The following is a 6,846-nucleotide window of genomic DNA, read 5'->3' as shown; positions in this document are numbered from 1 at the left end:
GCCGCCCTGAAGCGTTCGCCCTCGAAATCCAACATTGACCATGATCGCAAGGTCGCATAATCTATGCCGCACCCGCCGTCCCAACCTTCAACTGTCTGTGGGACATTGCCGCTCGCGGTGCGGCGTCCCTGGAAAATCTTGCCGTACCACGAAGCGAAGCCGGTTTGCTGAAAGCCCTTCGCGCAGGCACAAGCCGCAGCGACTGTTGCATCATCGATCGCGGACGGTATGTCATTGCGCGGCTCGGTGGCCGATGCAAGCGGCGCCGCCACGGCGTCTGCGTTCGCGCCGTCGCCGTACTGCGAGGCGGAGCGTGGCGCGCCTCGTTGCATCTGCACCGCTGTGGGCCCGGCGCCTGGCAAGGCTGCATCCACACCGGATTGTGCGCAGCCGGCAAGCGCGAGCGCCGCACCTAGCGACGCAAGCGTCGCTGAAAGAGGCCTGCTTGAAACGCGGCAAAAATGAAAATTCATAAGCGTCATCGCGCGCGCCGGGCTGCACGGGCAGCACAGCGCATCGCGTCGGTTTCAGTTCGGGGAGTGAGGCGCCGTCTTAATGGCGCCTGGGAAGATAGATGAGCGGATCGACGGCCTTGCCGTCCTCGCGCACTTCGAAGCGTATGAAGGCATCGCCGGCGGCGTCCGCGGGAGCTTCGGCAATCGCCTGCCCTTTTTTGACGGGCGTGCCTTCCTTGACGAGCAGCGTGCGGTTGTTGCCATAAGCGCTCAGCAAATGCGCGTCGTGCTTGATGACGACGAGCCGGCCATAAGCCGTGATGCCGCCGCCTGCATAGACGACCCTGCCGCTCGCCGCTGCTTTCACCTGCTCGCCGGGGTGCGCGGCGAGCGTGATGCCTTTGGTCTTGCCGGCCACGAAGGCCTGTTTCACCGTGCCGCCGACCGGCCACATGAACCGCCCTTTGGCATCGGCAGTGTTCGCTGACGCTGCATCCGCGCTTCTCTCAGCGCTTTTGTCCGCACTTTTGCCTGCGCGTTTATCCGAACCTGAAGCCGTGTGCGCACTCGCTTCAGCCTGGTCGCCCGAACTGGCCGGGGGCGGCCCGACGCGCACGATCTGTCCGGCGCGCAACGCGCCATCGGCGGAAAAATGGTTCCACTGCGCAATCGCGGAAGCCTCGTGGCCGAACTCCCGCGCAATGGCCGTCAGCGTATCGCCCGGATTCACGCGATAGAACCCTGCGGCCACTGGAGCTTCGCCCTGTGCCGACAGCGCACGCCCGGCCGCCCAGGCAGCGATAGGATCCGGCGCCGTGCTGGCCGGGGCGTCACGCAATGGCGCGCTCTGCGCCAACAGCGAGCAGGCGCACAGCGGAGCCAACGACAACGCGAGCAGCATCGGGAAGAGCCGCCCGGCGCATCGGGACAAACAGATTTTCATTAGGACTCTGGATAAATTTTTATCTCGACGAGCAACATGCGGCGCTCGTGCTTTTTTTCCATGGGCGGGTGCGGTCCGCCGCGCGCCGCTATCGCGCGGTCCGGACCGGTATGGCGCAAGCGGGTCGATGTTTTGCATCGACCCGCCTCTTCGCTGGCTCGCGACGCGAGCGCGGAATTTACGGCTTGGCGGGTGCTGCCTCGTCGGCGACGGGCGCAGCGCCCTCTTCGCCATGAGCGGCCGCTGCATGCTTGTGCGCATGCTTATGCGCGTGCTTGTGCTGCTTTTTCGCGTGATGGTGCGTGGCCGGCTTGGCCTCGTTCGCTGCAGCCGAGCTGGCGGCAACGGCAACCGGAGCGGCGTGGATCGCGACGGCTTGCGAAGCGGAGGCAACTACGGGCGCGGAGGCCTGCGCGAACGCGGCGATCGAAAACAGGCCGGCGACGGCGGCGGCGAGAACTTGCTTCTTCATGATGGTAATTTCCTTAACGTATGCGTTGAACGACCGGTTAATGGTCGCGTGTTCAACGAGTGCGCAAAGAAACCGTTGACGGCATCAAGCGAAACTCAGCAATCCTTGACGATTTGTGACGCCTTTGAACAAGGGCAAGTCAGATGTGGTGAGATTTGAGTACCGTGAAGACGCGCGCTTTTCCATCGCCACGCGAGCTCGCGAGGCCGGCGCGCTTCACTTTCCGCCTTCGACCTCGGGCATCGGCGCAAATAGTGCGTCGATGTCGTCGTCGGAAAATTTGGCGGCGCCAGCGGCGTCTTCGGAAAGAATGCTGTGGGCAAGGCCTGCCTTCTGCTCCTGCAATTCCACGATCTTTTCCTCGATGCTGCCCGCCGCGATCAGCTTGTAGACGAACACGGGCTTGTCCTGGCCGAGCCGATGCGCGCGGTCGGTAGCCTGATTTTCGGCGGCGGGGTTCCACCACGGGTCGTAATGAATCACGGTATCGGCCGCAGTCAGATTCAGGCCCACGCCGCCTGCTTTCAGGCTGATCAGGAACAGGGGCACCTTGCCATGCTGGAAGCGCTCGACCGGCGTGATGCGGTCCGCCGTGTCGCCGGTCAGAATGACGTACGGAATCGCGGCTTCATCGAGCGCTTCTGCGATCAGCGCCAACATGCCGGTGAACTGCGAGAAGAGCAGCACGCGGCGCCCTTCTTCTATCAGTTCGGGCAGCATCGAGAGCAGCAGATCGAGCTTGGCCGAACGCGTGGTTCGCGCGCCCCTCTCCGCTTTATCGGAGGATCGCAGAGGCGCATCGCTTGAGTTTTCGTGCGTTTTCACGGTCTCTCCGGCGCTCACATCGGCGCCCTCACCGGCGCTGTCTGCGGCGCTGTGTTCGGCTCCATGCAGCGTACGCACGAGACGCGGATCGCAACACACTTGCCGCAACTTCAGCAGCGCATCGAGCACGATGATGTGACTGCGCGCGAGGCCTTGCGCGCTCACCGCCGCGCGCACTTTCTCCTGCATCGCTGTGCGCACGGTTTCATACAGATCCCGCTGCGCGCCTTCCAGATCGACGGAGCACACAATCGTCGTCTTCGCAGGCAGCTCCTTCGCGACCTCGTCCTTGCGACGCCGCAGCATGAACGGCCGGATGCGGCGCGCGAGCAGCGAGCGGCGTACGCCGTCGTTGTTCTTTTCGATCGGATTGCGCCAACGGCGCGTGAAGTCCTTCTGACTGCCGAGAAAGCCCGGCAGCAAGAAATCGAATTGCGACCAGAGTTCGCCGAGGTGATTTTCGAGCGGCGTGCCGGTCAGACACAAACGGTGGCGTGCGGCCAAACCACGAATTGCCTGCGCGGCCTTCGTCGTGGCGTTCTTGACGTATTGCGCTTCGTCGAGAATCAGCAGGTGGTATTGGTGCTCGGCGAGGACCTTCTGATCGCGCCATAACAAGGCGTACGTGGTCAGAATCAGTTCGTGTTCGCCGATCTGTTCGAAACGATCCTTGCGCTGCGGGCCGTTCAGCACCAGCACTTTCAATTCGGGCGCAAAACGCCGCGCTTCTTCCCGCCAGTTGTGCACGAGCGTGGTGGGCACGACGATCAGCGCGGGTTGGTCGAGCCGCCCCGCTTCCTTCTCGGCAAGAATATGCGCGAGCGTTTGCACGGTCTTGCCGAGGCCCATGTCGTCGGCGAGCACGCCGGCAAGACCCTGCTCGCGCAAATACTGCATCCAGTTCAGGCCCTGCTGCTGATAAGCGCGCAATTGCGCGCGCAGCGCGGACGGCACCGGCACCTCGCGCAAGCCTGGACCGGCTTGCAGGCGCTCGGCAAGCCGGCGAATCGAATCGTCGCCGCGAAATTGCCAGCGCCCGGTGTCGTTCAACGCCTGTAGCCGCCCTGCGTCGACGGACGGCACACGCAGCGACGTGCCGTCGGCGAGCGTCCCGCCGAGCGAATCGAACAGGTCGACCAGCACGCGCACTACGGGCTTCAGGCGGTCCGCGCGCAGCCTCAGGCGCTTGTTTTCATCGGTTTTCAGCTCGATGGGCTCGTCGTCGGGAATCGCTTCGAGCGCGCCGCCCAGCCAGCGCCGGTCGCGGCGAAACAGATCGGCGAGCAGCGGTTCGAGCCGCACCGTGCGCTCGCCGATGCGGATGCCCATTTCCAGATCGAACCAGCCGTCGCCCGCCTGATGAGCGGTGCCGTCGATCGCATCGATCTCGATGATGTTGTAGCGGAACTCCGGCGCCATCGTCACACGCCAGCCTCTCGCGACGAGCTCCGGCACGGCCTCGTTGACGAACGCGGACCACGCGTCGGCATCCGGCAAGCCGAGCATGGTTTCGGGCAGCAGACGCGACGCGAACACGCGGCTCGTGGGCACTTTCTGCAAGCCGGTCTTGCGCAATTCGAGCAGGCGCTTTTTCTCGATTTCGTAGCGGCGGCGGATATGCATGACGTCGCCGCCCGGCATCGGCACGAGCGTCACGCTGCTGTCCACGTTGATGCTGACGCCGTCGTAGTCGAAGCTCACGCCGGCCAGTTCCACTGCGTGGCCCTTGCTGGCCCTGGCGGCGTTCCCGGCCGAGGGCAGCGCGTGGCTGTTCAGCGTGAGCACCGGCACGGGTTCCACGTCGATCACGCGAACCGCGGACGCGTCGTGGGTGGGCGGCAAGGGCAGCTCCGGCGCGACCTCGCGCAGCACCGACGCGACGAGCGGCGCTTCGGCGAGCGAGATAGGCGGCATGGCGAGGTAATCGGGCAATTGCTGGAACGGCAGCGATGAGCGCACGACGCCCGCCTCCCGTGCTGCGCCGTCCACATACCAGACCGGCTCCGTGGGCAGCACCATGCTGGCGCGCGGCTCGGTGCACAAAACGGGGCGCAGCCGCTCGTCGGCGAGCGGTTCCCATTCGATGCGCCCGGGCCGGTCGGCCGCGCGTGCGAGCGGCGTGGGCGCGTCATGACCGGGCGCGATCCTGAAGTCGAAGAACAGGCGCCCGGTGGCGATCAGCTTTTGCAGCGTCTCGGCGCCGCTCGTCCCGCGCAAAATGAATTGCCCGAAGTCTTCGCGCGAACGCCCGAGCCACAGGCCGCGCAGAATGGACAGATCTTCGTCGGATACGAACCTGGGCTGCTTGAGCAGCGCCGACTCCACATTGCCCCACGTCTCGCCGACTTCGACGATTCTGCCCTCCGTGTCGCAGCGCGCGCGGTACAGCACGACCTCATGCCGCATGTGGAATTCCGACCAGTTGAGCCGGTAAACGAGGGTTTCGGTGCGCGCGCCGCCTGGCTTGCGGGCGGCGGCGTCGGCGGCTTCCGCGCGGGCACGAAAGCGCTCCAGCCAGCTGACGAGTTCGGGACGCACGCCCTGCTGCCGGCCAAAGCTGTCCGCCCCGGCCTCGTTGGCCGCCATGGACGCGGTATCGTCGCGCTCGCTTTCGTCCACGCGGACGATGTGGTCCATCTCGTCGTGATACTCGAGTTCGGCGAGCAGCAGCGCGGCCACATGCTTGCAATTGCGACCGACAGGACAGCTGCAGTCGCTCTGCGCCCAAGGGGCGCCGCCGTCCGTCCGAAAGCGCACGCGCGTCCTGTACGGCTGCGGCTGGCTGCCCTGGACGTCGCCTGTCAGCGTGGCGCCGTGCCACTGCACGTTGCTGACCGGGCCGACCGCGCGCGCCTTGGCCACGGTGTGGTCCCCGAGCCAGTCTGCAATCCGTTCCCGATCAAAGAAAACTGACGACATCCGCGTGCATCCCTCTTCAGGCCGGTGAAGACAAGCGACGATCAGATCGGCCGGTGGACGGCGCACTGTCCACCGCAACGTTTGGCCGAAGCCGCGCTTGCCAGTGATAACCGGCCATTTTACGCGTTGGCGGGAATAGGCTGTGCGGGGTAGCGCTCGCGCGGTGGCGGGTGAGCTGGGGGCGGTGGTCGGCGTTCGGGGTGGTTGGCGTTCGGGGTGGTTGGCGTTGGGGGGTGGTTGGCGTTGGGGGGTGGTTGGCGTTGGGGGGTGGTTGGCGTTGGGGGGTGGTTGGCGTTGGGAGTGCTTGCTACCGGGGTCCGGCGGTCCGGCGGTCCGGCACGCTTGCCCGCGGCGCGGTCGCCGGTCGCTGCGCAGCCGGGCGTCACGCCGGTTGCCGAGGCGCGCCCACCAGCACCTCGACGCCGGCCGCCGCCAACACCTGTGAGAGTGCGGGCGCCGGGGCTTCGTCGGTCACGAGCAAATCGACACCGTCCGCGCCGAACGCGTGCAAAAGCGCGCTATGCCCGAATTTCGCGTGATCCGCGGCGACCACGCGGCGCTCGGCTTGCGCGAACGCCGCCAGCGAAAACGCGACGTCGGCGGGAAGCGCATCCATGAAATGGCCGTGCATGTCGACGGCCGTCACGGAAACAATCGCGTGGCGCACATGGAACTGGCGCAAAAAAACCTGCACGCTGTCGCCGACTGCGGCGGCGTCGTCGGCACGGACCTCGCCGCCCGCAATGAACACGCGGTTGCCGTTGCGCGGCGCGAGCAGGCGGGCCACTTCGAGCGAGTTGGTCACGACGGTGAGCCGCGAGCGCGCGGCGAGCGCCCGCGCGATATGCACGCAGGTGCTGCCGCCGTCGAGAATCAGCGAATCGCCGTCGCTCACCACCTCGGCGAGGCGCGCGCCGATTGCGCGCTTGCCCGCGAGGCCCGCAGCCATGCGCCGCTCGAACGGCGGCTCGTCGAGGCGTTCGGGCAGCATGATGCCGCCGTGGACCTTGAGCAGGTGGCCCTGTTCGATCAACGGCTTGACCGTGCGACGGATAGTTTCGTCGGACACCTGGAAGCGCGCGGCAAGGCCGGTGATCGTGCAGGTGCGCTGCTCGCGGACGAGCCGCAGGATTTCGGCCTGGCGTTGAGTCGAGAACATGGAATCGGCTGAAGGAAGAATGCGCTGAGTCTAGCAAAACACCGCACCGCCGCGGTGAATTTCCACACAATTC

At 65.8% G+C, this 6,846-nt stretch carries 4 protein-coding genes and 1 pseudogene; all 5 read right to left on the bottom strand.

Annotation, left to right across the window (positions count from 1 at the left end; all coding sequences use genetic code 11):
- A pseudogene (locus HV711_RS33495) lies at nucleotides 1-272 on the bottom strand (septal ring lytic transglycosylase RlpA family protein); the annotation flags it as partial.
- 280 nt (nucleotides 273-552) lie between these two features.
- The gene (locus tag HV711_RS13770) at nucleotides 553-1,398 is read right to left on the bottom strand and encodes a peptidoglycan DD-metalloendopeptidase family protein (RefSeq protein ID WP_035486841.1); all 846 of its coding nucleotides are present in this window, start codon (nucleotides 1,396-1,398) and stop codon (nucleotides 553-555) included.
- Nucleotides 1,399-1,576: 178 nt separating this feature from the next.
- Nucleotides 1,577-1,870, bottom strand: a complete 294-nt coding sequence (locus tag HV711_RS13765) for a hypothetical protein (protein WP_035484765.1) — start codon at nucleotides 1,868-1,870, stop codon at nucleotides 1,577-1,579.
- A gap of 216 nt (nucleotides 1,871-2,086) precedes the next feature.
- On the bottom strand, nucleotides 2,087-5,614 hold the full coding sequence (locus HV711_RS13760) for a DEAD/DEAH box helicase (protein ID WP_035484764.1): 3,528 nt from the start codon (nucleotides 5,612-5,614) through the stop codon (nucleotides 2,087-2,089).
- A 382-nt stretch (nucleotides 5,615-5,996) separates the two neighbouring features.
- Nucleotides 5,997-6,773 (bottom strand): DeoR/GlpR family DNA-binding transcription regulator, encoded by a 777-nt coding sequence (locus HV711_RS13755; protein WP_035482617.1) that lies wholly within the window; start codon nucleotides 6,771-6,773, stop codon nucleotides 5,997-5,999.
- Nucleotides 6,774-6,846 lie beyond the last annotated feature (73 nt).

It is taken from the genome of Paraburkholderia phenoliruptrix (genome assembly GCF_902859825.1).
GTDB lineage: Bacteria > Pseudomonadota > Gammaproteobacteria > Burkholderiales > Burkholderiaceae > Paraburkholderia > Paraburkholderia phenoliruptrix.
This window is presented reverse-complemented; position numbering and strand designations above follow the sequence as displayed.